Here is a 25085-nt window from a genome sequence, read left to right as displayed (position 1 = left end):
TTTTAAGATTAACGGAACAAAGACCCCAACGGAAAACTCACACAGGATATCTGTCAAATTACTGGAGCGCCCCAACGGACCAAGGTCGCTCAAAACGGTTCAAGCGCAAGTCGACTCCCCGACACAAAAATAGCAGGATGCTATTTTTGCACGTCAGCCCGAAGGGTTGAGGGCAGGAGCCCTCAACACGCAGTCGATTGGGCCGTTTTCAGCGGCCGCCCTTAGATTTTGTTTTTTACGTATTCTACGACGGCATCAACCACTTGATTCAGGTTGAGCGCAGTTGTGTCCACAACCAAAGCGTCTTCTGGCACGGCCATCGGAGCGACTTTGCGGGTGGAGTCTTGAAGGTCACGTTGTTGCTGGGCTTTCACCATGTCTTCATGGTCCAAACCCAACTCTGCCGCACGGCGGGCCGCGCGGTGTTCACTGTTAGCTGTCAAATAAACCTTGGCTTCCGCAGTTGGGAACACCACGGTTCCACAATCGCGGCCTTCAGCCACCAGACCTTGAGGACCGGCAGAACAGTTGCGTTGCGCATCCAAAAGAGCTTTACGCACTTCTGGATAGTGACTGACTTTGCTGGCGAAATTACCCACGTCTTCGTGAGCGATCTGATCAGTCACATCCTGGTCTTTGAAGAACACACGGGTACGCTCATCATCCATTTTCACGCTCCATACCGGATCGTGGGTCAGACTAGCCAAAGTGGAAACGTCATCCAGATCAATTTGCAGTTGAAGAGCAGCAAATGCCAAACCACGATAGAAGGCGCCCGTAGAAACCCACTGCCAGCCCAAACGACGAGCCAGCTCACGACTTACTGAAGATTTTCCGGAGGCCGCAGGGCCATCAATCGTAATTACCATTCCCATAATTCTCCAAAACTACAGCGGAGTGATTTCTTTTAGAACTTCCGCCAAGGCAACCATTGCTGCCTCATTTTCATGATCGCGCCCTACACTCAAACGCAGATGCGTCTTGAACCCATAGTTCAATAGAGGTCTCATAATAATTCCGCGACGTAACAACGCTTCGTTCACCTTGGCGGCGTCACGGAGGGTGTCAAACATGACAAAATTTCCCTGAGATGGAATGTAAGGCAGGCCTAATTCTTCTAACTTCTTGTAGAAGTAATCAAGCCCTTTCCAGCAAATCTGCTGCGATCGCTCAATAAATTCTTTATCTTGCAGAGCCGCATTTGCAGCCACTTGCGCTAAATCGTTGACATTAAATGGTTTGCGCACACGGTTAAAGACTTCCACAACCTCGGGCGGCGCGATCATCGCACCCAGGCGGAAACCCGCCAGGCCATAGATTTTGGAGAAAGTGCGAAGAACAATCAGGTTCTTATACTGCCCCATGTACCCTTGTGCGGAAGCATAGTCTTTGGCACGCACAAATTCGTTATAGGCTTCATCAAAAATAATCATCACATCGTCGCGGTTACCGACTTTCTGAAGGAAAGCCTCCACTTCCGCTTTGGTCGCGTAAGTACCGGTAGGATTGTTGGGATTAGAGACAAAAATCAAACGGATGTTTTTTTCCGGGTGTTTCAGGAAATAATCCGCAATGGCTGGCAGATCGAAACGATAGCCTTCAGCCATGGGAACTTTGTGGATCACCGCACGGTTGGCCGGAGCGCTGACTTCATAAGCATTAAACGCTGCCGCAGATGTCAAAACGCCGTCATGGTGCTCACAGTAGATACGGCACAACAGATCAATCAGCTCGTCGCTGCCGTTACCAATAGCAAGTTGTTTTGTCGGGAAGCCCCATTCTTTCGACAAAGTCTGCAAAAGCTCATAGTGGGATGGATCCGGATACAGGTGCTGATGATCCAAAGCCTGCTTCACTGCCGCCATGGCTTTCGGGCTGGGACCCAAAGGATTCTCGTTACTTGCGAGTTTGTAGACCGTTGTGAGCCCGTACTCACGTTGGGTCTCGGAAATCGGCTTTCCAGGTTTGTAGGGCACCAGATTCAAAATTTCGGGAGAAATCTTCACTTTAGAATCCTTTTCTTAGAGAGAATACTTTGCTATACCTGTCCGACTAAGACTTAACAACATTCCAGAGCAAATTCAATAGAGAGCGTTCGAAAATGCAAAACAGCCTCGTGCTCGGCGTGAGCGTCGGTGAATCTTTCGCCGAATTCTCACTCCTGTCAGACTCCAGTCCCCTTGCGCAGAAGAGAGTGTTTCACTCTCGTGAAAGCCTTAAATCCTCACTGAACCAGTTCGTCGCGCCCCATGGAAAAATCCACAAGGCCTTTATCAGCCTGCGCGTTCCCAAAAAACTTTTGGACTACAAACTGAGTGGCGCTGTGGCCCATGTCAGCACCGAGGGTCTGGAACACTGGCTGGATCTTTGCGGAACTCCTGCAGCGCTGACCAGCAGGGATCTGCAGTTTGCCCTGCGTGAACGCGTGCGTGCCGACGGCAGCGTCGAGGCCGCACTGCAAACTGAAGAACTGGAAGCAATTGCCGCGAAACTTGAGCTGATGAGCTGCAAGAAAGTCTGTTTGAATCTGCTGCACTCTGCGACCAACCCTGTGCACCTGAATGCGGCGACAAAATTCTTCACCGAAAAGGGCATTGAAGTGTTTGCTCCGGCCAGCACTGACAATCCTCACGAAGTCACGCGCTGGACTCAGAACGCTCTGAACGCCACCCTTTCCGGTGTTTTTGCCGACCTGAAAAAAGACATTTACGCGGGCCTTGAGGCCGCACTTGATAAAAACGACATTCACTTCCTGGATGCCAGCGGTGAACTTTTCCAGGATGAAACCGGAAAAGAAATCAGCAGCCAGTTTGCCGCCTCCACAGCTCTGGGTCTTTGGAACAAGTCCTTGGGTAAGGATGTATTGTATCTGGGTCTTGAGTATTTCACACTGATTTCTCCGACCCGCTGGGCCGCCCAATGGAACAGCTGCTGGGGTCCGGTGGAAGTGCGCCATTTGAAAGTAAAAAATCTGGGCGTCCAACCCACACTGGGTATTGGCCTGAACAGCTTTGATCGTTTTGACTTCCTGACTCAGGAAGAGGGCTGGGAACCGGGACCGATGTTCCTGGGGCGCGGGCAAAAAATGAGCCTTTTGGATCTGTGGTCTGAAAATCCCAAGCTTTCCAAACTGGAAGGCCTGGAGGACCGCGTTTCTGCCCAGGGAATTCAGCGCTTTAAAACAGCCCTGCTGACCCTTTCCAAAATCAGCACCTTCAAAGACAATGACTTCAATCATCTGACCAAAGAGCTGCAAAGCCTGTCCGTGCAAAGACTGGCTGTGGAGTCTTTCCTGCAACGTGATCAGCAAAAGTTATTGGTGACGGGTCCTTTGGCAGCACTGTTTGCCAATATCTTCAAGAAAGACCCGCACACCACGGTGGCCGCTGATGAATTCTGCGAATCCGCAGCCACGGCCCTGTGGGGCATGCAAGCCCTGAAGGAGTCCAAATGAACTATCAAATCGAACTTCTGCATTCTTTGCTGAATCAATTCCTGGTGGGTGAATCCGCACTGATGACCTTGGACGGAGATGTGCTGGGCGTGCGCGGCCAGCAGCCGGTGACCTATGGCACGCTGACAACGGCGGCCAGCACCGCTGCAAAATATCTGAAACTGCAAGAAGGCGACATCGCGCTTTTGAATGACCCTTACAGTGGCGGAAGCCTGCTTTCAGAAATGACCTTTGTGATGGCGGTTTCAGAAGACCTTCTGTGGGTTTCACGCCGTCCAATGGACACGCAGGTGAAAATCGTCAAATCCATCGAAGAAGAAGGCCTGCGCATTCCGCCGACACCGCTTCGTCAGAAAAACCAGCTGAATGAAATGATTCTGGCAGCCATGCAGGCGCATCCCGCCTGCCCGCCTGAATTTGTGCCTTGGCTGAAAACCCAAGTGGCAGATCTGACGGCCGGAGCAAAAAAACTGGTGGATGCCATCGAGCTGACTGGTTTCACCGTGACGGGTGAACTGATCGAAGACTATCTGCGCATCTCGAAAAAAGCGGCGACGAAAAAGATTTCTGAAAGCGCTTCGGGTGAAGCCCGTGTGGATGTGGTTCTGGACAGCGGTGAACTGCTGCGCCTGAACATGGAAATCCAGGATGGAAAAATCTCTTTGGATTTCAGCGGCACCACGGCGGCAAAAACAGTTTCCCTGACCGAGTCTGCCACTTACGGCGCCTGCTTCCATGCTTTGAGTCGTCATTATGGCTTCACGGATCTGGCGAATTCTGGTTCATTCTCTGTTTTGCAAATCACCAAACCTTCCGGCTGCTGGCTGGTGGGTAAATATCCGGCTCCAACCTTCAAAGGCATGACCTGCGGGGTCGCGGCCCTGCAATCAGCTATTGAACTGGCGCTGGCACAAATTCACCACAAACAGGAATCCTCTTTGGGCAGCCACTGTGCTTTGCAGTTTGATCTTCAGTCTGGCGGCAAGCATGCACTTTTGACTTTGCCAGGCGGCGAAGGTGCAAAGGCCTCCCGCGACGGCGTCAGCGCGCACCTGGATGCGATTTCTTTGGAACAACTGGAGCGTGACTTCCCTATCAAGGTTCTGCGTGTGGATCAGCGTCACTCCAATGGTGGCAAAGGCAAATTCAGCGGTGGCCGTGGCGTGGTTATGAAAATCGAGGTGTGCGGGGAACTTTCCGCCACCTGGATGACCGACCTGACTTTGCACCGTCCCCGCCTGCTGAAAACCTGCAGTCACGGCGATCCGGCGGAAGTCACCCTGGAACAAGGGGACGTCGCAAAGACTCTTCCCGTTCTGGGACAGCAAAAATTTGCGGCTAAAGACATCCTGACCCTTTGTTCTGGTTCAGGTGGCGGCTACGGTCGTGCTGAATAACAAAGGACTCTAGCGGGAGTCCCTTGTCGGTGATAACATAACAAGCATGAAACACCTTTTTATGTTTTTCGCAGTACTGGGAATGTTCGTAGGCCTCAACTCGGAGGCCAAAACGACCAAAGCTGCCAAGAAAGGAAACACCGTGAGCACGTCTGAAGTGGCTTATCTGGCCGGCGGCTGTTTTTGGGGCATGGAAGATTTGCTGCGCAAACTTCCGGGCGTCACCCAAACCGAAGTCGGTTACATGGGCGGCGACACCAAAAACGCCAACTACAATATCGTAAAAACCGGCACCACCAATCATGCCGAAACCGTGAAGATCACTTTCAATCCTGAAAAAATCACGTATCAGGATCTTCTGCTTTATTTCTATAAGATTCACGATCCGACGACGACCAACCGTCAAGGCAATGATATCGGGACCCAGTATCGCAGTGCCATTTTCTACACCTCCGACAAACAAAGAGATGAAGCAGAAATTGTAAGAGCTCGCGTGGACAAATCAGGAGCTTGGAAAAGCCCCGTGGTCACGCAAATCGTGAAAGCTGCCGATTTTTGGTCCGCGGAAGAGTATCATCAGGATTATTTACAAAAGAATCCAGGTGGATACACCTGCCATTTTGAACGTAAAATCGAATTCAAAGATTAAAAGGTTACATATCAGAAAGGTCCTTCTTTTCTCCGTGCAACTTGTGAAACCGCACAGTATTGCATAAGGGTAAGTAAGGAGAGGGGCCTTATGCACCTGAGAGTTCAACAAGCACTTGCCGCATTGATTCTGTCAGCAACTGTCTTCGTGTCCGAACACGTCCGTGCCGACGTGATTTCCTTCCGTTCCGACTTCTGGTGTCCTTACGTTTGCAATCCCGATTCTGAAACTCCTGGTTATATGGTGGAAATCACCCGCGCGGTCTTTGAAAAACAGGGCCACAAAGTGCAGGTGAAACTTTCCAACTGGGTGCGAGCCATCAAAGACACCCGCAGCAACCGCGTGCAGGGCCTGATGGGCTGCAGTGTGGTGGATGCTCCGGACTTTATCTATCCCAAGAAATCTTTGGGCCTCATGAAAAACGCCTACTTTGTTCCCAAGAACTCCACATGGACCTACAAGGGCCGCCCGTCTTTGCAGGGCATGAAAATCGGCGTGATCAACGGCTACACTTACGGCGACAGCGTCGACAATCTGATCCGTTCCCGCCATCGTTCGTTCATTCCGTTTTCAGGGGACCGCCCGCTGGAACAGGTCATTCGCATGATGCAGGCCGGACGACTGGACGGTTTTATCGAAAATCCGGTGGTGCTGCAGTACACGTCTGTGTCAGCAAAGATCACCATGGAAAATATGAAAATTGGCGGCTGGGTTGAAAATCATGATCCGGCGCTGTTTATTTCATTTTCCCCGAACAATCCAAAGTCGCAGGAATATGCCGAGATTCTCAGTCGCGGGGTCGAGGAGCTTCGCCGCAGCGGAGAGCTGCAGCGGATTCTTATGAAGTACAATCTAAAGGACTGGGAGCAGCCTTCAGGGATTTCTTTAGGTGCTTTGGATAACCTTGGCTCCAGTTTCCTCAAGAGCCCGCTTAATCCGTTCAACATGTTCAATGCTCGTAGTCTCTAGAACGAAGTCGATGCGGGTTTCACGCAGTGAAAGCCCCTTCGACACACGGTCGTGACGCACTTCCAGGATGTTGGCTTTTTGAGAGGCAATTGCCTGAGTCAAACGGCTCAAATTCCCCGGAAGGTCATCCACAATCACGGACAACTCACACAGGCGTCCGCGCAGAATCTGACCACGGTCGATGATCTTTGAAACGATGTTCAGATCGATATTTCCACCGCTGATAATCACACAGGTCTTTTTACCCAGATCCAGTCCGCGGGACATCGCAGCTGCCATCGCCGCTGCGCCAGAGCCTTCAGCTACGGTTTTGGCTCTTTCCATCAGGAACACAATCGCTTCAGCGATCTCGTCATCACTGACTGTCACCACCTGATCGACATACTTGGAAATGAAACTGTCCAGCATCACCTGGGAAGGGTTTTTGATCGCAATGCCGTCAGCAATCGTGGCGGCACGTTTGATCTGGGACAAAGGCTGTTTGTTATAAAGATGCGCCATTCCCGGAGAGCGGTCGCTTTGCACACCGATCACGCGGATCTTTGGATTGATGGCCTTCACCGCCAACGCCACACCACTGATCAGACCGCCACCCCCGATGGGCACAATCACCGTATCCAGGTCTGGAACCTTTTCCAGGATCTCGATCCCGATGGTTCCCTGGCCAGCGATCACATAAGGGTCCTGATAAGGGTGCACGAAGGTGTAGCCGTGTTCTTTTTCCAGTTTCTGGGCATGTTCGAAAGCCTCGTCGTAGATCTCGCCTTTAAGCACGACGTTGGCGCCGTAATCACGGGTCGCGGAAGCTTTGCTGATCGAGGCTGTCTCCGGCATCACGATGGTGGATTTGACTCCGGCCAGTTTCGCTGACAGGGCGACACCTTGCGCGTGATTTCCGGCAGAGCTGGCGACCACACCGCGGGCTTTTTCGTCGGCTGTCAGATTGGAGATTTTGTTATAGGCCCCGCGGAATTTAAAACTTCCCGTGCGCTGAGTGTTTTCAAACTTCAGGTACACTTCGCTTTTAAGCAGGTTGCTGGCGCTGATGGAATGACTCATCTCGGTTGGACAGATGATGTCTTTCAGAAGTTCACGGGCTTTTTGGATGTCTGCAAAGCTGACTTTCATTTTGGATCAGGGCTCCCAATACACAGTTAATCCCCACACCGGAGGATACTCTTTATGAGGCAAAAGCTCGGACGAAACCCTCACTCCAAGGCTGGAGTAAAAATTCGAATCGGCCATGCCCATGGCCCTACTCTCGTCGAAAAAATAGAAGGGTGCAAGGTGCTTTCCACAGCATTCACAGGTCGTCACAAGCTCCCCGTCAGCCGAGTTTACGGTGTCGCAGCGGTGGCAGCGGCGAAAGTGTGTAGAGTCCGACATACGTGCTCCTTTGAAAGATTCATTCATCTTAGGCCCGTACCAGGACCCCAGCAAGGGGCGGTCTCAATTTAAGCTATTGAAATGACGTCACAAAATGACCAATGACTTTTCGCGTTATGCGCAATTTGAGGCCGTTTCCAAGCATCCCGAGACTGTGTCGCGAAGTCGCCCCAATTCTGGACTGCAAAGGCACCAAGGGATTTTGCGCGCGTCTGTTAGACAAGCATGCGAAAGAACGATATTTTAATCGGACTGTTGAAAGGGTCCCTATGAAAACCACACTCGTAAAATCGCTATTCAGAGAAACAGAAAAGCATCTGGACAAAGAAGTCTATCTTTCCGGATGGGTTCGCAAAATCCGCGACCAAAAGAATTTCGGCTTCATCGAACTGAATGACGGCACCTTCTTTAAAGGTGTGCAGGTGGTGTTTGATAATAATCTGGCAAACTTTGCTGACGTTGCCGCTCTTTCCATCTCCAGCTCCGTACTGGTCACGGGCAAAGTTGTGAAATCCCAGGGTGCCGGTCAAAGTTTTGAAGTGATGGCTTCGAAAATCGAGATCGTGCAAAAAGCCGATTTGGAATACCCGCTGCAAAACAAACGTCACAGCATGGAATTCCTGCGCGAGATCGCGCATCTTCGCCCGCGCACCAACACGTTCAGCGCGGTCTTCCGCGTGCGCTCTGTTTTGGCTTATGCGATTCACAAGTTCTTCAACGAACAGAACTTTGTCTATGTGAACACTCCGATCATCACCGGCTCTGACGCCGAGGGTGCGGGCGAGATGTTCCGTGTGACAACTCTGAAACTGGACAAACCTCCGCGCAAAGAAGACGGCAGCATTGATGCCAGCCAGGATTTCTTCGGCAAAGAGACCAACCTGACTGTATCGGGTCAGTTGAACGGTGAAACTTTCTGTGCGGCTTTCCGTAACATTTATACGTTCGGTCCGACTTTCCGTGCGGAAAACTCCAACACCTCCCGCCATGCGGCGGAGTTCTGGATGATCGAACCCGAGATCGCTTTTGCTGATCTGACGGCGAACATGGAACTGGCTGAAGACATGATCAAATACATCATCCGCTACGTGATGGAGCAATGTCCGGAAGAAATGGAGTTCTTCAACCAGTTTGTCGAAAAAGGCCTGTTCGATAAACTGAACAACGTTCTGAACAACAATTTCGGACGTGTGACCTACACTGAAGCCATCGACATTCTGCTAAAATGCGGCAAAAAATTCGAGTACCCGGTTCAGTGGGGCATCGACATGCAGTCTGAGCACGAACGTTATCTGGCGGAAGAGCATTTCAAAAAGCCGGTGTTTGTGACCGACTATCCGAAAGACATCAAGGCTTTCTATATGAAGCTGAACGAAGACGGCAAAACCGTTCGTGCGATGGATTTGCTGGCTCCGGGCATTGGCGAAATCATCGGCGGATCGCAGCGTGAAGACAATCTGGAGAAACTGGAGTCCCGCATGAAGCAAGTGGGTCTGCATCCGGAAGAGTATTCCTTCTATACGGATCTGCGCCGCTATGGCACCTTCCCGCACGCGGGATACGGCCTGGGCTTTGAACGCATGTTGATGTATGTGACCGGCATGGGTAATATCCGCGATGTGATCCCGTTCCCGCGCACACCGAAGAACGCTTTGTTCTAGTAATTTTCAAAGGGGATCAATCAGATCCCCTTTTTTATTTCCTGTTTCGTATCGGGAAACAGCCCCTGAAAATCTTCTGGACGATTTCATCCACCCTGACAGTGGACCCCTTATCAGATCCTCCACACCCACTTTATACGCGGTACAAATATTGAAGCTTTGCTCTGAATATCTTCACACACCATCAGAAAGGTATCTCAGAGTAAGACACCATGAATGCATCTCCAGAACGTACTTTCATTAACAATCTGTGATTTAGACCGGACCTTCGACTTGTTTCCCGGGCCGGGGCTTCACCTTTTGGACAGAAGACCGAAGAGCCCCTAAGGAGTATCAATTTGAATTTATTGAGTCGAGCACTGCGCATCACTGTAGCCCTGATTCTGAGCGGAAGTTCAGCGCTGGCCGATATTCCTCAAGAGCTGCAGGATGTGGTCTTCTCTGGAGACCTGAATGCCCGCTCCTCCGTTGATTTCCGAGGCAAAGCCAAAAACCTGGTGTCCGTGGTTCCCAAAGATTCTGAAGGCACCGTTTTGGAAACCCGCAAACTGAAGCGCACCGGTTCTTATGGTGTAAAAGTCCGCATCACCAAAGTGGGCGGCGGTAAAACCAAAACCAAAGAAGGCGATGAAGTCTGGGTTTATTTCTCTCAGAAAGATCCATGGTTGGCCTTTAAAGACAAAGACGGTTCCGAGGTGCAGGATCCTGAAGTGGCGCTGACGTCCCGTGCGATCCGTGATGGTGAAGGTCTGCCGGTGGAAGGAACTGAAGCCCGCCCGACTTTGCCGACCAAAGAAAGTGTCAAAGCCAATCAGATGCCGGAAGTGGATCCGAACCTGGCCAAGAACAAAGATCCTCGTCAAACCGAGGGTGGTTTTATCACGACTTGTAAAGACTGCTCCACAACCAAGCCCAGTGAAACTGCACAACGCAATCTGCAGAACCTGGATGACGTCAGCAAAGAAGTCAGCCGGTCTTCAAGCACGTCGATTCCCAAGAACGCTGCGGCCGGAAAGTGGTCCAATGATCCAATGATCATGGGCTATTCTGAAGGCAAAGAAGTCAAAAACACCATCCGCTATGGGATGAGAAACAAACGCTCCCGTTCTACAAGTTACTGTTACCGCTATGTCAAACGTGCCCTGATGGGTGGTGACATGATTGATCGTTATCCGCCAGGAGGTCATGCCCGCGATGCGGTCCGTGACCTTAAAGCCCAGGGCATGATCAATCTGATGGACAATCCAAAGTACCGTGACATGATCAAAAGTCCTGCGGATGTTCCAAAAGGCGCTGTGATCGTCTATCATAATGGCACCAAAGAGTCCGGTGACGTTCAGATCAAAACGGACTGGGGTGACAACGGTGGTTTTGTCAGCGATTTCTATTCGAACAATTCATTCTTAAGTTCCCCGAAAGCGCGTCGTTACGCGAAACAGGGAAAACCATACAGAATGATCGGCGTGATGATCAAACCGTAAGAAGGAGAGCACAATGAGAAAATTAGCACTTATTGCCATCGTTTGTTCCTTCTGCGCAGCCCCGGTTCTGGCGGCTGATGCGGTGACTTCTGAAGTGTCAAAACTGCAGGCCTTGAAACTTGAAACCGTCAAAACAGCGGATGAAAACACCAAACTGACTGAGGCCGACATGAAAGCCCAGGATGAAGTGTTTGAAGCCCTGGAAAGTGCGGTGCAAGCCTCCGTCAAAAAATCCACACCGGAACTGGATGCCGAGATCCTGCGTGTGACGGTGGAAATGCTGAAAAAAGATCCGACACAGTTCGCAGGTGAAATCGTGCTGCCACTGTATGAGAAAAATAAAAAAAGCTTCCTCGAATCACTGAAGAAGCTTTCCCCGTCTGACGCCAAACTGGTCGAAGACGCTGTTAAATCCGCCGCGCGCCAAAAGCGCTACGGCAACGGTTAAATCCTAAACGGAAGCAATCTCGCTGAAGGACTTTGCTTCCAAAGAAGCTCCCCCAACCAGGAAACCATTCACATGCGGTTGTTTGATCAAACCAGCGGCATTGTCCGGTTTTACGCTGCCACCATAAAGAATCGGTGCCGTTTCAAAACCCAGTGCTTTTAGAATATTGAAAACGTCTGTGTGAGTTTCTGCCACCTGCTCTGGTGTCGCCACTTTCCCCGTCCCGATCGCCCAAACCGGCTCATAGGCAACAACCACTGGCTTGGTTTTGTCGGCCTTCGCCAAACCCAGATTTAGCTGAGTTTCCAGAACACGGAAGGTCTTCGCGGATTCGCGTTCTTGCAGGGTTTCACCGATGCACAACATCGGCGTCAGGCCCAGACCTTGAACGAAAGCCACTTTGTCTGCCACAAGCGCATCACCTTCACCAAAGATCGCACGGCGTTCGCTGTGACCGATCAATACATAGCTGCCCCCCAGATCTTTAACCACCTGAGCCGAGTTTTCACCCGTGAAAGCCCCTTGTGCCTGGAAGTAACAGTTCTGAGCGCCAAACTTGATGCTTGTACCTTTCAAAGATTCACTGGCTGCTTCCAAAGAAATCGCTGAAGGGAAAAAGACCACTTCCCCCGTTGCTTTCCCCGCCAGTTCTTTGAACTGACCAAAAAACTCACGCGTTTCTTTTGGAGATTTAAAAAGCTTCCAGTTAGCAGCAAAAATCTTTTTCATAACGTCTATCCTTTAAGGCTGGTCAAAAGGGTTCAGATGCAAGGCGGAGGTGGGCCCTCGCAGCGCAGGCGTGCTCCAAGCACGTCGGAGCGAGAAGGCCCGCTGACAACGCAGTCAGATGGGCCCTTTTCACCGGCCGTCCTTAGCGGATGCGAGTTCTTAAAATTTCAAGTCCTGGCAATTTATCGCCCTGCAAGTATTCCAAGGATGCGCCACCACCAGTGGAGATGTGGGTCATTTTACCTGCAAAGCCGGAAGCTTCCGCTGCCGCTGCAGAATCACCACCACCCACGATTTTGATCGCTTCGCTGTCAGCAATGGCCTGAGCCACGCCGAAGGTGCCTTTTGCAAAAGCCGGATTTTCAAAGATGCCCATAGGACCGTTCCAGAAAATAGTGCCTGCTTCACGCAAAGCCGCAGAGAAGTTCTTGATGGATTTAGGACCGATGTCCACACCCAATTCGTCTTCCGCAATCGCCACATCATTGGTCACATGCGCGTGCGCTGTGTCTGTGATGCCTTTGGTCGCCACGTGATCCACCGGCAACAAAATGGTTTTGTTGCGGGCTTCGATACGCTCGATCATTTCTTTGGCGTATTTCAATTTGTCATTTTCAACCAAAGACTTACCAACTGGCAGGCCTTGAGCTTTCAGGAAAGTGTACGCCATCGCGCCACCCACGATGAAACCGTCAACAACGTCCATAAGGCGTTCAATAACCGCGATCTTGTCAGAAACCTTCGCGCCACCCATCACCGCGATGTACGGGCGTTTTGGGTTTTGCAGAAGGGAATCCAGCATCGTGATTTCCTTTTCAATCAGGAAGCCGATACCTTTGTCCTTCATCACTGAAGGCAAAGCGTGAATGGTCGCGTGAGCGCGGTGAGAAGCGCCGAAAGCGTCATTGATGTAAATGTCGCTGTAGTTGGCGATCTTTTGCGCGAACTCAACAGAGTCCTTCGTCTCCCCTTCTTCAAAACGCACGTTTTCAAGAAGGATCAGCTGATGAGGCTTCAAAGATGGAAGCAGGTGTTTTGGAGCGTCAGAGTCCGGTTCTTCCACCAGAATCACTTCGGCATTCAAAAGGTCCTGCAGGCGTTTTGCCACTGGCTCCAAAGAAAACTCTGTGTCGTCTTTGGTTTTTGGACGGCCCAGGTGAGAAGCCATTACCAGCTTCGCTCCCTGCTCCATGCAATACTTGATTGTCGGCAAAGATGCCGTGATGCGATTTTCATCCGTGATCTTGCCGTTCTCCATTGGAACGTTCAAATCCAAGCGCAGGAAAACAACTTTTCCCGCCAACTCGAAATCACGAACTGTCTTGATGCCTTTAAGACCGTTAGCCATGAATTAAAGACCTTTCTTCTGCATGTGCAGGGCCACGTCCACCATACGGTTGGAGAAGCCAGTTTCATTGTCGTACCAGGAAAGAACTTTCACCATGCGAGGGCCCACAACCATGGTTGTAGCCAGATCGACGATGGAAGAATGTTTGTTGCCGTTGAAGTCAACGCTGACCAGTTCATTGTGTTCTACTGCCAGAACACCTTTCATCGCGCCTTCGGAAGCTTTGATCAAAGCTTCGTTCACAGATTCACGGGTCACGTCTTTTTTCGCAGTGAATGTGAAATCCACCAAAGAAACGTTCGGAGTCGGAACACGCACGGAGATACCGTCGATCAGACCTTTCAGCTCTGGCAACACCAGGCCCACGTTTTTCGCAGCGCCGGTTGTTGTCGGAATCATGCTGACCGCCGCAGCACGGGCACGGCGCAAATCGCTGTGAGGAGCGTCCAGGATCTTTTGGTCATTCGTGTAAGAGTGAACTGTCATCATCGTACCGTGTTCGATACCGAAGGTGTCGTTCAGAACTTTCGCCAAAGGCGCAAGGCAGTTTGTCGTGCAGGACGCGTTGGAAACAACAACGTGCTTGGATGGATCGTAAGATTCGTGGTTGATACCGTACACCATTGTGATGTCAGCACCTTTTTCAGCAGGGCCGGAAACCAAAACGCGTTTCGCACCAGCAGAGATGTGTTGCATGAAGTCTTCACGTTTTTTGAATGCGCCTGTGCACTCAAGAACAAGGTCCACGCCCAGGTCCTTCCAAGGAACTTCGGCTGGATTGCGAGTTTTGGAAACGGCGATTTTTTTACCGTTAACGATCAGGTTGTGACCTTCGGTGGAAACGTCTGCATTGAAAACGCCATGGGCAGAGTCGTATTTCAGCAAGTGAGCATCACCTTCGATGCTGTCCAGGGAATTGATTCCGACGATATCGAATTTTTCAAAACCCGCGCGGAAAAGAACACGACCAATACGACCAAAACCGTTGATACCAACACGCAACTTAGACATGAGTGAGCTCCTTGTTTTAAACCCACTCAATATCGGCTTTTGGAGACTAAAAAGCCAGTCTAGACACTGTTAGTCATAGACTGGCTTTTAGTGAAAATTACTTAAAATTTCCGCTCTCAGCGCCACCTTGGGCGGCACTGATGTTTTTTAGTAACGGCTGACGGTCAGGGAAGGACGATCTTCACTGGAAATCGCCTTCACAAGTACGTCGGCAACGCCCCCCATGGACTCAGCACGGATGTCGATGACCTGAACGCGCTCACGCAGGTTCAAGTTCTCGGAAATTGCTGTGTCACCGGCATAAACCGTACCCGTGTTGGTCAGTTCACGAACCTGGATGCGACGGTTGGACTCAGTGTAAACAGTCGTGTCGTGGATTTTAACACCTGCAGCCAAACCACGGATCTCGATACGATCCAAGGCAATTGGGTAGCGCAAGGTCACACGGAACCACTCACCACCGGTGCGGCGGGTGATCTGGCTGATCTGAGCCGTGCCTTCATAACCGTGACCATACTGACCGCCCGGAGCTGGAGGAGGAGTTGGGCGAACCGGCTGGGAAGGTCTTACTGGTGGTTCATTGTGACGGCCGCCACCATGACCACGACCATTGAAACGAACTTCGGTTTCTTTCACTTCATACCAGGATCCATCACGGCGGGAGCACGCATAGCCGCGGGTTTCTTCAGTGCGGTCACGCATATAGATGATAGAGGTGTATTCACGGCAGTATTCGCCCGTGCGGTTGTTGTAACCTTCACGAGTGGAAGTGAAGCTGCCACGTGCACCAGTGCGCGAACCATAATGACGACCATCCCAGTCGCGACGGCTGCCCAGGTTGTCCTGCAAAGAACGTCTTTGTGCTTCTGCCAGAGCCTGACGATCAGCTTCATCCAAGTCCTTGCCGACTTTAGAGCCAATCAATGTTCCAGCTACAGCTCCGATGATGATAGCTGCTTTGTTGCCGTTCCCTTTACCAATTTGCGTACCGATACCGCCACCGATGATACCACCAATGATACCGCCGATAACTTCCTTGTTCGCAAATGCAGGGCTTGTATATTGTACAAGGGAAGCGACAATTACTGATCCTAGAACGAGGTTCTTTTTCATAAAGTCTCCTTAAAAGACTGATTAGTGAATCCGTTGACCCTATATCCAAACTTTGTGCCAAGAAAACCAGTGTCAAAAGGGAACCAAAATTCCCTTAAAACCATTTTAACGAGCCGCGATCTCTTTCATCGCAGCAAAGTGATTATAAAGAAGCGAATTGTAAGAGTACGCATTCTTGCGACCGTCAAAGTGCTTCACCAGATCAAAGCGCTGCAGGCTGCCCATATGAGGCACCAGACGGCGCAGGCTTCCTTGAGACAATTCGACACCTTTACGGATAATGGCGGCGTAAGAATTATACCCTACAGAATTGTATGAATAGGAATTCATCTTTCTATGGTTTTCATCCAGCTCTTCATCGATCTTCATGAAGGTCTTGTCCAAGCGACGAACTTCCTGCTCATAGAAGTTCGGGGCCGCAGCATATACCTGCTGAGCCATCCGGCTGTAGGCGTTGTACGGAACCGAGTTGTAGGAATAAGTGTTCATTTTCCCTACATACTCATCCCCGCGAGCCAGCAACTGAACCGTGGTTCTGATGTCACAATCCAACGCCAGTTTAAGACCGTTTTCCATGGCGCTGAAGATCGCTCTTCCCACCTCAGAGTAGGCATTGTACTGAGTTGAGTTGTACGACTGCTGATTCATCTTCTGGAAGTAAAGGGCGCCCAAAACCTCCAGTTTTTCCATCTTGGTTTCTTTGGCTTCATTGCTTTTTGCGATCTGAACCATTCTGGCCGCTGTTGCTTTCAGCTCCCGGTCGGCCATGTTGTATTCCACGGAATTGTAGCTGGCTGCATTCTTTCGGCGCGACCAAGCATCCATTTCCACATCCTGTTGCTCCAGGCTGCGAGTCACATCGGCACGACGAGAGCACGCATAGTTGCCACCACCATGACCACCATTATTGCCACCGCCATTGTGCCCACCATTGTGACCGCCGTTGCCACCCGGCTGTTGCGGCAGATTCCCCAGAACCAGTTGCGGACGGCTGTCCGTGGAAAGAGCCGTCACGCGCACATCCGCATAGCCACCATAGGATTCAGCCAGAATATCGATAGCCACAATACGAGAACGCAGGTTCAGATTTTCAGAGACCGCGCGGGAACCCACACCGAACACCGCCGTGTTGCGAAACTCACGAATGGATACACGACGGCCATCTTCAGTGATCACACTGGCGTCATGAATTTTCAAACGCATTGCCAAAGCCGCCACTTCTATACGCTCCAAAGAAGCCGCGCGACGCAGACTGATGCGATACCACTCCCCGCCTGTACGACGGGTCACACTCTGGATTTCCAAAGAGCCTTCCTGAAGATACTGACCTGGAGGAGGTGGTGGCATCGGCGGAGCCTCTGGATATGGAGCCGGGCGTCTTTCACTGTATTCAGCCATCGCAGGACTTGTCGCCTGCATCACCGCTGCAGCGGCCAACATTCCAACAATCAGTTTCTTTTTCATAACAATCTCCAAATTTACAAATATTGATATTTTAAATTTCTAATTTCTAAGTTTCAGCTTTCAAGGAACACTATCTGGAAAGTTTGGACACGTCTGTATAGGTCAGGTCCGTGTATCCGTCAGTATTTCACCAGAGCGTACCCATTGCTATAGACCGCACGAACAGTCCCCGAGTACTGACCGTTAAGGATCACCCGGTTTCCGGTGCAGATGTTTTTATGACAATCCGCCTGACGTCCCAAGCGATCCACTTTGATAAAGCTCAGGTCACTGTAACCTTCAAATTTGATGGAGGCTGTGCCATCAGCGAACACCTCACGCACGGTACCGACATAGTAGCCGGAACCGTTATTGAACAGCACGCGAGTGCCGCTGCTGTAACCCTTCACGGAAGACACCACCTTTACAAGGCGCGAAGTCTTGATGAAGCTGTATTCACTGTAACCTTCAAATTTGATTTTCGCGGTGCCATCAGCATAAATTTCAGTGACACGGCCCAGATAATTTCCGCTGCCATTATCGAACATGACTCGCGTATCCACGCAGATATCGCTGGCGCAGGCCTGCCCTTTCATCAACTTCTTGTGATCCAGGAAGCTAATTTCGTTATAACCATCAAACTTGATGGAAACCATCCCGTTTACGAATGCCTCGCGCACAGTGCCGGCATAATAATCGCTGCCGTTGCTAAAGATGATTCTTTCACCCACACACACAGAGCCTGCACACTGCGCGGACTTAGTCAGCTTTTGTGCTTTAATGAAAGATGGCTCGCTGTAGCCTGGGAACTTCACCTGACGAACACCGTTGGCAAACACCATGCTGATCATGCCAACATACTGATTTCCATTGTCGAACAGAACGCGGTCACCGACACACTGGGTGGCCTGGCAGTTCACCGAGCGTGCAAGGTCCTTCAAATCCAAAATGGAATCCTGGCTGTACCCCGGGAAGCTCACGCGGGCTTTGCCGGACATGAAGATCTCTTTCACTGTGCCGACATAGCTGCTGCCATTATCAAAAAGAACTTTATCGCCCACACGAACAGTCGCGGATTCTTCAGTGCGGCCCGGAGCCGGAGGAGCGGTCGGAGTCACTGGTTGCGCGACTGCCGGCCCCTGCGCCGTCATACGTGGCACACCCAGATCAGAAACCGCTTTCACGCTCAATTCACTGATACCACCGTAGGATTCCGCGCGGATTTCGATAGCCGCCACTTTTTGATTCAAATTCAGATTGCCGGAAGACGCCGTGGCGTTGATTTCCAAAACAGCGGCGTTACGGTACTCGCGAACATCCGAGCGCTGGCCATTTGCCAGAATCAAAGTCACTTCGTGAATTTTCACGCGGGCATTACGGGCTTTGATTTCCATATTTTGCAAGGTCAAAGCCTCTGCCAGAGTGATCTTACGGATCTCACCGTCTTTCTTACGGGAAACTTCGCGCACCTGAACGTCGCCCGTGTACTGGCGCTGCACCGTGGACGTGGCAGTTGAAGACGTCGTCGTAGTCGTTGTATCTGCCCCTTGCTCTTGTGGTGGCTGCGGGAATTCCATGCCGCCGCCGACATCATCAAAGCCCGGCAGGTCCGAAATAATATCTGCATGAGCATTTTGCATCATGGAAAGTGTCGCAAGCACAGTGGCAATCAACCGACGTTTCATAAAGACTCCATACTGTTTTGGTTCCGCAGGCAGTAATCCAAGGTTCGTGCCGCCTGCGGGCGGCCTCAAACACAGATAAATTTGATATAAAGCTGGTCAACTGTCTCATTGTTGGACAGGGGGCGCCCAAGGGCGCTTCCGACTATCTGGCGCGAGACAGGACCGTATGAGGGCGCAGATACACCTTACCGTCGTCGTCATCTCGAACCGAGATCAAACCGCCGGCATAAGCCCCTTCCACACGGCCTGTATAGTAGCGGCCATTGCTCAGAGTGGACAGAACACGGTCCCCGCGGCAGAACCCGTTGGCACATCTGATCTCTTTAAAGACAACATCGTGCTGACGAGCATAGGACTTACCATCGTCGTCATCGCGCACATAGATCAGGCCATTTGAATAAACACCCGTCACGGAACCGAAGTAGTACTTGTCACCGGACTTCGACATCACACGGTCTTTAATGCAAAGACCTGAACTGTGGCATTGTACGGACTTAAAAACGACCTCTTTATTACGGGAATAAACCTTGCCGTCATCATCGTCACGAACAGCGATCACACCATTGGAGTAGATGGAGTCGATAACGCCACCATAGTACTTGGTGCCGTCACCGGAACGGGAAAGAACACGGTCTTTCACACACAGGGACTCCAGACAGTTCAAGCGGCGGTGAATGATCTTGAGATCGCGGAAATAGTCCTTGGAATCATCAGAGTCACGCATCTTCACCATGTCGTTGGAATAGATCGCAACGATCTTACCCAGATAGGTCTTGGCTTGAGAACCCACTGGATAGGCCATGACTTCCTCACCTTCGCACAGGCCATTGGAAGCACAGGAAATACGTTTACCCACAGAGGAAATATCACGAACGTAAGTTTTGCCGTCGTCCTCGTCACGAACCAGGACTTTGCCATTGCCATAAACTTCGACAACACGGCCGTCATAGTATTTGCCTTGAGAACTTACAGACACCACCACGTCACCGGATCTCAAACGAACATCCACAGGACGGCTTGGCTGAGTCGGACGATTCGGCTGTGACGGCGGAGCCACAATCACAGGGCGTTGCACAGACATGCGGGGAACAGCTCTGTCCCCCACGGCTTTCAAAGAAATCGTCGCGGCATGGGAATAAGACTCCATACGCAGCTCAATAGTGCGGATGTCGTCATTGATATTCAGGTTTTCAGAAGTCAACTGGGTGCCGGTCTCCAGAACATTGCTGTTATGGAATTCACGGATCATGTAGCGCTGACCGCCCACGGTCAGAACAGTGGCTTCATGAATTTTCAGACGGCTGGATTGCACCGTCAGTTCCAGGTACTTCAGATTTGTAGGCTGCACCAGATTAAAGCGATAGGCTTCCCCGCCGGATTTGCGACTGATCTGATCCAGGTTCGCCACATCCGTATATTGGCGGGTTACACCTTCATTGGGCATCGGCGGAGCAGGCGGACGGAACGTCTGTCCTTGAGAACCACCGTCCTCAAAGCCCGGCAGGTCCGAAATAATCTCAGCGTGAGCTGAGGCCTGAATCAAAGTCACAGCGGCAAGCAAACCCGCCACCCATTGTGTGTTCTTCATAAAGACGCTCCTGTTTTAATAGACAGTGCGGATCAGTCCAAAGTTCGTGCCTCCACAATGGTTCCTAAATAAGCTCTAATTTTGAGCTGGGCATTTTTTACTGACTCAGAATTAGACAGCAGGTCCTTTTTCGGCGGCGCTCCCAAGTCCTCATGGGAACTGTGTTTTTGCAGCTTTCAGAAAGAAAACGGGTGACCCCGCAAAGGGTGCGATAGCAATTGATGATCACATCAAGGAGTCACCCCATGAACGCATTTAATAGCCCCTCCCCGGCCTTAAAAACCTTGGTTGCTGCTTTAGCGGCGACCCTCGCACTGACCGCCTGCAGCCCCCGTTCGTTCGGGCCCGCAGCGGAAGAGCCTTCAGACTTGTCCCAAACCGGTATCATTAATGGAGACCCCATTCGGGAACGTGGCACCCAAGCCGCCCGCAGCGTGGTTCTGGTCGAAATGGTCAACCGCCACAATCAGCCTCTGGCGTTTTGCACCGGCACTCTGATCGCGCCGCAGACCGTCCTTACTGCTGGTCATTGCTTTGATGACAGCATCAAAGGCATGACAGGTTTCAACATTGTGTTCACGAACAACTATGAAATCTTCGGCCGCAAGATGCTGGTGCGAGAAACCACCCGCCGCGGACTGGCGTACAAACACCATCCGAAATTTAACTCCACCAAACTTTATGATCACGACATCGCCATTGCGACCTTTGATGGTGGTATTCCTGAAGGCTATTCCACTGTCAGTATCGACACCGACACCAAAGGGAACTATTCCGAGCGAAGTGTTTACGTGTATGGCTATGGGCGCTCCAAGGACTACACAGGCAAGCCCAACGAAGACCTCTTTGCGTATTTGGGGCAGCTTCGCCGCGGAGTCATGCAGATTGATTCCCAGTTCAACCGCTATGGCGACCGTTACTGGCTGAATTCAAAAGTTCCGGTGTTCATCTGTCAGGGGGATTCCGGTGGCCCGCAGTTTTCACATGAAAATGGCGTGCTGAAAGTGATTGGTGTTAATTCCGCCGTCTATGGCAAACGTCTACCGAACGGACAGGTCAGCTGTGCTGGCATTGCCCAGGCGACAAAAGTTGCACCCTTTGCCCCGTGGATCAAAACCACGCGGACTCAGCTGCTGCAAACTACCACTGAATTTTCGGGAACATTTTCAGAGCATTGATACGCGTCTGTTCACACAGTTGTTCAAGGCTGATCCCTTTAAGGTCAGCCACGAACTTCGCCGTGTGAATAACATAAGCCGGAGTGTTCTTGCGTCCACGCATCGGGATCGGTGCCAGGAACGGTGAATCGGTTTCCACATGGATGCGATCCAGTGGCAGCATCTTCACGGTCTCGCGCAAAGAATCGGCACTTTTGAAAGTCACCACACCACTGATAGAGATATTGAAACCCACGTCCAGCGCCTGACGAGCCAGCCATTCTGTGCCGGTAAAGCAATGGATCAGGCCATTCACTTCGCCTTTGAATTCTTTTAAAATCTCGATGGTGTCTTCTTCTGCATCGCGGGTGTGAATCTCGACCGGCATTTTGGTTCTGCGGGCGATTTCAAGCTGTGCGCGGAAGGCTTCCTTCTGAAGTTCACGCGGGGAATTGTCGTAATAGTAATCCAGACCGATTTCACCGACAGCCACCACGCAAGGCTCAGTGACATGTTCTTCGATAAATTTACCGGCAGCTTCCGTGTAAGTGCCACCGTCATGAGGATGCACACCCAAAGTGCAGTACACTTCCGGATAATATTTGCGGGCAATATCCAGCACGATCGGATGATCTTCCGGCTGGGTGCCGATGGTGATGATCTTCTTCACGCCCACGGCTTTCGCATTGTTGATTGCGGCTTCAACACCCTCTTCGAGCATATTCAAATGTGCGTGAATATCGATCCATTCCATAGGGCAAGTATAACAGCCGTCACGGAAGGTGACAATGCGCTTTAAGCCTTGGACGTGACGTAGAATTCTTCGATGATCAGCTGAGGATCCCGATTGGCGGCAAAGGCCTGCTCCACTTGCAGCGCTTTCTGAATCAAATTCAGAATTCGTGGGCGTTCCAGCTCTGCCAGGACCTTGATCAGCGGCGCCTGATCCAGATTCACAATCTGAGTTTTAGCACCCTCTTGCAGACAAATGGCATCCTTTAAGAAGCCAATCCAATAGGAGATCATGCGCTGCCCTTGAGCGCGGTCTTTGAACTCGTTTCTCCACAGTTCATTAAGCAGGAAGTCAGCATCCTGAATGAACAAAGTCAGAAGCTCCACCGCCTTTTCGCGCACTTCCTGCTCGGGACCATCCTGCAACTGAGCCAGCTTTTCAAAACTTCCACCTGCGGCCTTCAACGCCCAGGCCGGCGCTTTCACGCGTTTTCCCAGATCCTCCTGAGTCAACGGACGGAACTGCACAATGCGGGACCGGGACCGAATGGTCGGCAGAATCCCCGCCACACTGGGAGCAATTAAAAAGAAGAACGTACCCTCTGGCGGTTCCTCCAAAGTTTTTAACAAAGAATTGGCCGCCTGCGGATTCAGGGTTTGTGCCTGATCAATGACGATCACACGGTTGCCTGTCAGACTTTTTAAACTGAGGAATTCCAGAACCTCTTTGGCTTGTTCCATTTTGATGTTGGCCCCATTGGGGGCAATCAACTTAAGACCTTCGTGCGAGCCCTGGGAAATGCGGAAACAAGAAGGGCATTTACCACAGCCCCGCGGGCTGGAAGGACACAACAGAGCCTGCGCCAGCCCCATCGCTGTCAGTTTTTTGCCGATGCCGCCCGGACCCACAAACAAAAAGGTCTGACCGGGCTTTCCGTTTTCGAAAGACTCGACCATTTTTTTGATTGTTTCCTGATGTCCTAAGACGAAATCCAGCATCCGGGCCATTGCTACGTCCTTACAAAACTTTTCGTTCAGTCAAAGACTGCAACAGCTGTTTGAATAGTACTTCCGGGGTTTCACGCGCATCCAGAACGATCCACGCAGCGGCGTCTTCACGGGACTGCTTCAGGAAGGACTGACGAACGTTTTCATGGAAAGTGTCGGCTTCAGATTCAATGCGGTCTTCGGTTTCTCCGGTGACAGCACCACGCCCCTGACGGCGACGGCGACTTTCTTCCACAGACAAATCCAAAAGAACAGTGATGTCGGCTTTCAAACCGCCGGTGGCAAAGGTATTCAGCATCACCACGTCGGCCTCAGAGATCGCACGCCCGCCACTTTGAAACGCGACAGAGCTTGCAGCAAAACGATCACACAGAACCCACGTGCCTGCCGCCAAAGCCGGACGGATCACCTGATCCACGTGCTGGGAACGGCTGGCTTCATAAAGCAGCAATTCTGTGCGTGGGGTTGGTGCCGGGCCTTCTTTTCTCAGGATCATGTTGCGGATTTCATCACCCAGCGGAGTTCCGCCGGGCTCACGGGTGCGCAAAAAGTTGATGGCTCTGTTTTGCAGCTCACGCTCCAACGCCGCCATCAAAGAACTTTTGCCGGAGCCGTCCAGCCCCTCAAATACGATAAATTTCATTTTGCACCGCAAGAAAGATTAGTTGAATACAGGGCCGCAAGCACGACGCCCACCCAAGTGGACTTTGTCAGATATTGCGGTGTAGACGTCAACAAATCGCATTGCAACAAGGCGCATTGAGCCCTTTACATCGCCTATTTGGACTCTGACGAAGCCCTTGACCAACGGTGACACAGTCACGCGGATCAAAGCCTGGCGCTCAAAGCGGTTGGTGAACGTCAACAGGTCCGCCAGAGGGGGCGGAGGGAAGCCAAGACTTGAGCTCAAACCCGAAGAGAAAAATTCGGGCGAAGAGGCACTGTAGCCCGGAATTGCCGGAGGATAGAACGACGTCCCTTTCAGGGACTCAGCACCATCACGGCGGCCCATGGTAATACCGGCTTTTCCAACCACACCTATCACGGTGATGGCCGCCTTGGTGTTGTCGAATTTTTCAGAGTTATGGAAGATCTCAAACACGAAGGCCTTTTTGGTTTTGTTAAAGGCAATGCTGAAGCCCATTTCATCAGCTCCGCCGCCGCCTTTGCGCAGAACGCCCGCTTCAGCCAAAATACCGGCGGAAACACTCAAACCAAATTCGTTGGAATCAATCACGAGTGGTGCCTGGGACCACAGCTTGTAATCCAAACCACGCAGGATGCTCTGCACGGCCTGCTGGCTGCGCACCTGGAAGGATCTTTGGGCGTGGGATTCCACGACAGTCTCTTTTCCGAAGGCTTTTTTCACTTTGATTTTCACAAAACTCAGACCGTCGCCCACAAGGCTTCCGGCACCATAAACGAACTTGGTGGAATTCAGAATGCGCGCGGCATTCGTCAAAAACATCAGGCGCATTTCATGGAATTTTTTGCGGCGATCTTCCGGCAGGCTTTCAAAGGGCTCCATAGGATCAGCTTCCGCCACCGAACCACCCCGGGCGATAATCTGCTCCCGCACTTTTTCCGGGATCTTCAATCCTAAAGATTCTTTCATCAGTTCTCGATCCGGAGTCGTTTCAAACTCATAGATCTGCTCGCCCTTGCCTACCTTAATAAGCAACTTGTCCTGCTGGGCGATCTGGGCCTTTTCAAGTGTGCTCTCGACGACTTCCGTCTCAATAGACGAAAAATCCTCGGCCCAGGCCGGGATCCAAGCAGAGACAAGCAAAGCCGCAAAGGTAAGGGAGCGCACCACGTTTTTCATA

Annotated in this window: 22 protein-coding genes; 8 read left to right on the top strand and 14 right to left on the bottom strand. The window is 51.4% G+C overall.

Annotated elements, in window-relative coordinates; translation table 11 throughout:
- Positions 1-221: 221 nt before the first annotated feature.
- Positions 222-875 (bottom strand): (d)CMP kinase, encoded by a 654-nt coding sequence (gene cmk / locus BD_RS04885; RefSeq protein ID WP_011163592.1) that lies wholly within the window; start codon positions 873-875, stop codon positions 222-224.
- 12 nt (positions 876-887) lie between these two features.
- Positions 888-2006 (bottom strand): histidinol-phosphate transaminase, encoded by a 1119-nt coding sequence (gene hisC / locus BD_RS04880; protein WP_011163591.1) that lies wholly within the window; start codon positions 2004-2006, stop codon positions 888-890.
- Between the two features lie 188 nt (positions 2007-2194).
- Between hisC and BD_RS04875 the strand changes: the two genes are divergently transcribed.
- The 4 genes from BD_RS04875 (at position 2195) to BD_RS04860 (ending at position 6469) form a co-directional block, all read left to right on the top strand.
- The gene (locus BD_RS04875; RefSeq protein WP_226987930.1) at positions 2195-3454 is read left to right on the top strand and encodes a hydantoin utilization protein; all 1260 of its coding nucleotides are present in this window, start codon (positions 2195-2197) and stop codon (positions 3452-3454) included.
- Entirely contained in the window at positions 3451-4851 is a 1401-nt protein-coding gene (locus tag BD_RS04870) for a hydantoinase B/oxoprolinase family protein (RefSeq protein ID WP_011163589.1), read from the top strand. Before BD_RS04875 ends, BD_RS04870 begins: the two co-directional genes overlap by 4 nt.
- 46 nt (positions 4852-4897) lie before the next feature.
- Entirely contained in the window at positions 4898-5500 is a 603-nt protein-coding gene (gene msrA, locus BD_RS04865) for a peptide-methionine (S)-S-oxide reductase MsrA (RefSeq protein WP_011163588.1), read from the top strand.
- A gap of 90 nt (positions 5501-5590) precedes the next feature.
- Positions 5591-6469 (top strand): substrate-binding periplasmic protein, encoded by an 879-nt coding sequence (locus BD_RS04860; protein ID WP_011163587.1) that lies wholly within the window; start codon positions 5591-5593, stop codon positions 6467-6469.
- Here BD_RS04860 and ilvA read toward each other — a convergent pair.
- Complete coding sequence (gene ilvA, locus BD_RS04855; RefSeq protein WP_011163586.1) at positions 6386-7597, bottom strand: threonine ammonia-lyase; 1212 nt, start codon at positions 7595-7597, stop codon at positions 6386-6388. The genes BD_RS04860 and ilvA overlap by 84 nt on opposite strands.
- A 527-nt stretch (positions 7598-8124) precedes the next feature.
- Here ilvA and asnS point away from each other — a divergent pair.
- From asnS to BD_RS04840, 3 genes are all read left to right on the top strand, one after another.
- Entirely contained in the window at positions 8125-9516 is a 1392-nt protein-coding gene (gene asnS, locus BD_RS04850; RefSeq protein WP_011163585.1) for an asparagine--tRNA ligase, read from the top strand.
- Positions 9517-9854: 338 nt separating this feature from the next.
- On the top strand, positions 9855-10997 hold the full coding sequence (locus BD_RS04845) for a hypothetical protein (protein WP_011163584.1): 1143 nt from the start codon (positions 9855-9857) through the stop codon (positions 10995-10997).
- A 13-nt stretch (positions 10998-11010) separates the two neighbouring features.
- Positions 11011-11445 (top strand): hypothetical protein, encoded by a 435-nt coding sequence (locus tag BD_RS04840; protein ID WP_011163583.1) that lies wholly within the window; start codon positions 11011-11013, stop codon positions 11443-11445.
- Between the two features lie 3 nt (positions 11446-11448).
- On the opposite strand, the gene tpiA is transcribed toward BD_RS04840, so the two are convergent.
- The 7 genes from tpiA to BD_RS04805 form a co-directional block, all read right to left on the bottom strand.
- Positions 11449-12174, bottom strand: a complete 726-nt coding sequence (gene tpiA / locus BD_RS04835) for a triose-phosphate isomerase (RefSeq protein WP_011163582.1) — start codon at positions 12172-12174, stop codon at positions 11449-11451.
- A 142-nt stretch (positions 12175-12316) separates the two neighbouring features.
- On the bottom strand, positions 12317-13522 hold the full coding sequence (locus BD_RS04830; protein WP_011163581.1) for a phosphoglycerate kinase: 1206 nt from the start codon (positions 13520-13522) through the stop codon (positions 12317-12319).
- Positions 13523-13525: 3 nt separating this feature from the next.
- Positions 13526-14533: a type I glyceraldehyde-3-phosphate dehydrogenase gene (gene gap, locus BD_RS04825; protein WP_011163580.1), complete on the bottom strand. Its 1008-nt coding sequence runs from the start codon at positions 14531-14533 to the stop codon at positions 13526-13528.
- A 147-nt stretch (positions 14534-14680) separates the two neighbouring features.
- Positions 14681-15646 carry a beta-sandwich domain-containing protein gene (locus BD_RS04820; protein ID WP_011163579.1) on the bottom strand — a complete coding sequence of 322 codons (966 nt, stop codon included), beginning with the start codon at positions 15644-15646 and terminating at the stop codon, positions 14681-14683.
- A gap of 105 nt (positions 15647-15751) precedes the next feature.
- Positions 15752-17110 (bottom strand): beta-sandwich domain-containing protein, encoded by a 1359-nt coding sequence (locus BD_RS04815; RefSeq protein ID WP_011163578.1) that lies wholly within the window; start codon positions 17108-17110, stop codon positions 15752-15754.
- Between the two features lie 119 nt (positions 17111-17229).
- A complete protein-coding gene (locus tag BD_RS04810; protein WP_011163577.1) occupies positions 17230-18774 on the bottom strand; it encodes a beta-sandwich domain-containing protein in 1545 nt (514 codons plus the stop codon).
- A gap of 142 nt (positions 18775-18916) precedes the next feature.
- Complete coding sequence (locus BD_RS04805) at positions 18917-20362, bottom strand: beta-sandwich domain-containing protein (protein WP_011163576.1); 1446 nt, start codon at positions 20360-20362, stop codon at positions 18917-18919.
- Between the two features lie 245 nt (positions 20363-20607).
- Here BD_RS04805 and BD_RS04800 point away from each other — a divergent pair, with 245 nt between their 5' ends.
- Positions 20608-21540 (top strand): S1 family peptidase, encoded by a 933-nt coding sequence (locus tag BD_RS04800; protein ID WP_041583479.1) that lies wholly within the window; start codon positions 20608-20610, stop codon positions 21538-21540.
- On the opposite strand, the gene BD_RS04795 is transcribed toward BD_RS04800, so the two are convergent.
- From BD_RS04795 to BD_RS04780, 4 genes are read right to left on the bottom strand one after another with little or no spacing between them, the layout of a single operon-like run.
- Positions 21503-22273 (bottom strand): TatD family hydrolase, encoded by a 771-nt coding sequence (locus tag BD_RS04795; RefSeq protein ID WP_011163574.1) that lies wholly within the window; start codon positions 22271-22273, stop codon positions 21503-21505. The two genes, BD_RS04800 and BD_RS04795, sit on opposite strands and share 38 nt — an antisense overlap.
- A gap of 41 nt (positions 22274-22314) precedes the next feature.
- A complete protein-coding gene (locus BD_RS04790; RefSeq protein WP_011163573.1) occupies positions 22315-23259 on the bottom strand; it encodes a DNA polymerase III subunit delta' in 945 nt (314 codons plus the stop codon).
- 10 nt (positions 23260-23269) lie between these two features.
- Positions 23270-23902, bottom strand: coding sequence for a dTMP kinase (gene tmk, locus BD_RS04785; protein ID WP_041583478.1), 633 nt, complete (start codon positions 23900-23902; stop codon positions 23270-23272).
- 18 nt (positions 23903-23920) lie between these two features.
- A complete protein-coding gene (locus BD_RS04780) occupies positions 23921-25084 on the bottom strand; it encodes a hypothetical protein (protein ID WP_038451015.1) in 1164 nt (387 codons plus the stop codon).
- Position 25085 lies beyond the last annotated feature (1 nt).

Origin of the sequence: Bdellovibrio bacteriovorus HD100 (genome assembly GCF_000196175.1) — a bacterium.
Classification (GTDB): Bacteria; Bdellovibrionota; Bdellovibrionia; order Bdellovibrionales; family Bdellovibrionaceae; genus Bdellovibrio; species Bdellovibrio bacteriovorus.
Note: the sequence above shows the minus strand (reverse complement) of the source record. Positions and strands in the feature narration are given on the sequence as shown.

Excerpts from the sequence above, each read along its gene's own strand:
- cmk (WP_011163592.1), bottom strand. The coding sequence starts at position 875 with ATGGGAATGGTAATTACGATTGATGGCCCTGCGGCCTCCGGAAAATCT.
- BD_RS04870 (WP_011163589.1), top strand. The coding sequence starts at position 3,451 with ATGAACTATCAAATCGAACTTCTGCATTCTTTGCTGAATCAATTCCTG.
- msrA (WP_011163588.1), top strand. The coding sequence starts at position 4,898 with ATGAAACACCTTTTTATGTTTTTCGCAGTACTGGGAATGTTCGTAGGC.
- BD_RS04860 (WP_011163587.1), top strand. The coding sequence starts at position 5,591 with ATGCACCTGAGAGTTCAACAAGCACTTGCCGCATTGATTCTGTCAGCA.
- ilvA (WP_011163586.1), bottom strand. The coding sequence starts at position 7,597 with ATGAAAGTCAGCTTTGCAGACATCCAAAAAGCCCGTGAACTTCTGAAA.
- asnS (WP_011163585.1), top strand. The coding sequence starts at position 8,125 with ATGAAAACCACACTCGTAAAATCGCTATTCAGAGAAACAGAAAAGCAT.
- BD_RS04840 (WP_011163583.1), top strand. The coding sequence starts at position 11,011 with ATGAGAAAATTAGCACTTATTGCCATCGTTTGTTCCTTCTGCGCAGCC.
- tpiA (WP_011163582.1), bottom strand. The coding sequence starts at position 12,174 with ATGAAAAAGATTTTTGCTGCTAACTGGAAGCTTTTTAAATCTCCAAAA.
- BD_RS04830 (WP_011163581.1), bottom strand. The coding sequence starts at position 13,522 with ATGGCTAACGGTCTTAAAGGCATCAAGACAGTTCGTGATTTCGAGTTG.
- gap (WP_011163580.1), bottom strand. The coding sequence starts at position 14,533 with ATGTCTAAGTTGCGTGTTGGTATCAACGGTTTTGGTCGTATTGGTCGT.
- BD_RS04820 (WP_011163579.1), bottom strand. The coding sequence starts at position 15,646 with ATGAAAAAGAACCTCGTTCTAGGATCAGTAATTGTCGCTTCCCTTGTA.
- BD_RS04815 (WP_011163578.1), bottom strand. The coding sequence starts at position 17,110 with ATGAAAAAGAAACTGATTGTTGGAATGTTGGCCGCTGCAGCGGTGATG.
- BD_RS04810 (WP_011163577.1), bottom strand. The coding sequence starts at position 18,774 with ATGAAACGTCGGTTGATTGCCACTGTGCTTGCGACACTTTCCATGATG.
- BD_RS04805 (WP_011163576.1), bottom strand. The coding sequence starts at position 20,362 with ATGAAGAACACACAATGGGTGGCGGGTTTGCTTGCCGCTGTGACTTTG.
- BD_RS04800 (WP_041583479.1), top strand. The coding sequence starts at position 20,608 with ATGAACGCATTTAATAGCCCCTCCCCGGCCTTAAAAACCTTGGTTGCT.
- BD_RS04795 (WP_011163574.1), bottom strand. The coding sequence starts at position 22,273 with ATGGAATGGATCGATATTCACGCACATTTGAATATGCTCGAAGAGGGT.
- BD_RS04790 (WP_011163573.1), bottom strand. The coding sequence starts at position 23,259 with ATGGCCCGGATGCTGGATTTCGTCTTAGGACATCAGGAAACAATCAAA.
- tmk (WP_041583478.1), bottom strand. The coding sequence starts at position 23,902 with ATGAAATTTATCGTATTTGAGGGGCTGGACGGCTCCGGCAAAAGTTCT.
- BD_RS04780 (WP_038451015.1), bottom strand. The coding sequence starts at position 25,084 with ATGAAAAACGTGGTGCGCTCCCTTACCTTTGCGGCTTTGCTTGTCTCT.